Origin of the sequence: Pseudoalteromonas sp. S554, from assembly GCF_005930865.1 — a bacterium.
Classification (GTDB): domain Bacteria; phylum Pseudomonadota; class Gammaproteobacteria; order Enterobacterales; family Alteromonadaceae; genus Pseudoalteromonas; species Pseudoalteromonas marina.
In genome coordinates, this window is record NZ_PNDV01000190.1 from 1 (window position 1) to 1,116 (window position 1,116).

The 1,116-nt window shown below is 38.7% G+C and carries 1 protein-coding gene and 1 tRNA gene; both read right to left on the minus strand.

What is annotated here, in order from left to right:
* Nucleotides 1-53: 53 nt before the first annotated feature.
* Nucleotides 54-130 (minus strand) — tRNA-Trp (locus CWB65_RS19645).
* A gap of 106 nt (nucleotides 131-236) precedes the next feature.
* The gene (locus CWB65_RS19650; RefSeq protein ID WP_138741299.1) at nucleotides 237-1,085 is read right to left on the minus strand and encodes an SPFH domain-containing protein; all 849 of its coding nucleotides are present in this window, start codon (nucleotides 1,083-1,085) and stop codon (nucleotides 237-239) included.
* Between the last annotated feature and the right edge of the window lie 31 nt (nucleotides 1,086-1,116).

A 1,116-nucleotide genomic window follows, 5' to 3' on the forward strand; every position in this document is an offset into this window, starting at 1 on the left:
AAATGAGGAAGTAAGATAATATAAGAATTAATAAATACGATGTAAAGAAGAAATGGCAGGGGCGGAGAGATTCGAACTCCCAACCGTCGGTTTTGGAGACCGCTGTTCTACCAATTGGAACTACGCCCCTGCAAAGTGGATGCCTATTATACTTACGCAAATCATTTACACAAGCCTAAAAGATACCCGCAATGCAAAATCTCTATAAACAATTAAGTACTTAATATTAAAAAGGCTTAATTCGCCCCTTTAACAAGTGGCACGCCATTATTACCCACAGGAATATAAACCGTTGTATGGTTTGGCGACTCGGCCATTTTTATTTGCGCATTTATGGCTTCATGTTGTAAATAATTAGCCGTAAGCGTAGCGTTAATAATTTTTTGTGCCTGCGCTATACCTTTTGCTTCTTCAACACGTATTTCTGCATCTTTACGCGCAATTTCTTTTTGTGTTTCTTTTTCAGCAAGTAACTGCTGCGCAGCTAGTTTTTTCTCTACCGCATTAGCAACAATATCGGGGTAGTTAATATTACCTACAACTACATTGGCAAGCTTAAAGGGGGTGGTTGATAAATAATTTTGTAAACGCAGTGTGACCTCTTGGGCTATTTTTTCGCGGTTTGTTTTAAGTTCACCACTGTCGTATTTCTGCACCGTATCTCTTACGTAAGTTCTGAACGTTTCACGCACAAAACGTTTGTACCAGTTTTCTGCTCCATATTGTTCAACAACGGTTTGCACTGAACCACTTTGAATGGCAATCACAGCATGAAAATCAAATTTTATGTTTAAATCATCATTAGCTAATATTCTAAATGTTTCGGTATACGTATTGGGCCGCATATCTATGTTTACCACTTCATTCCGCAGTAATGACATACCATAATTAGCAGGCCCTATCATGGTGCCTTGGTAACCACCTTCACCAAATACTCGTGGTTTTTCGTAAACATAGCCCTCTTCACCCGCTGGCGTACTTGGGTTAGTGCATGCGGTTAATCCAAACCCAATTACACCAACAACAAAGGCACCTTTAACTAAATTATTAACCAAACTTTGCTTGCCTGAATGTCTTGCTCTCATTATTTGTCCTTTATTTCTCTAAAACTTTATT

Bases quoted from the DNA above. Each gene is read 5' to 3' on its own strand.
- CWB65_RS19650 (WP_138741299.1), bottom strand. From the start codon at position 1,085: ATGAGAGCAAGACATTCAGGCAAGCAAAGTTTGGTTAATAATTTAGTT.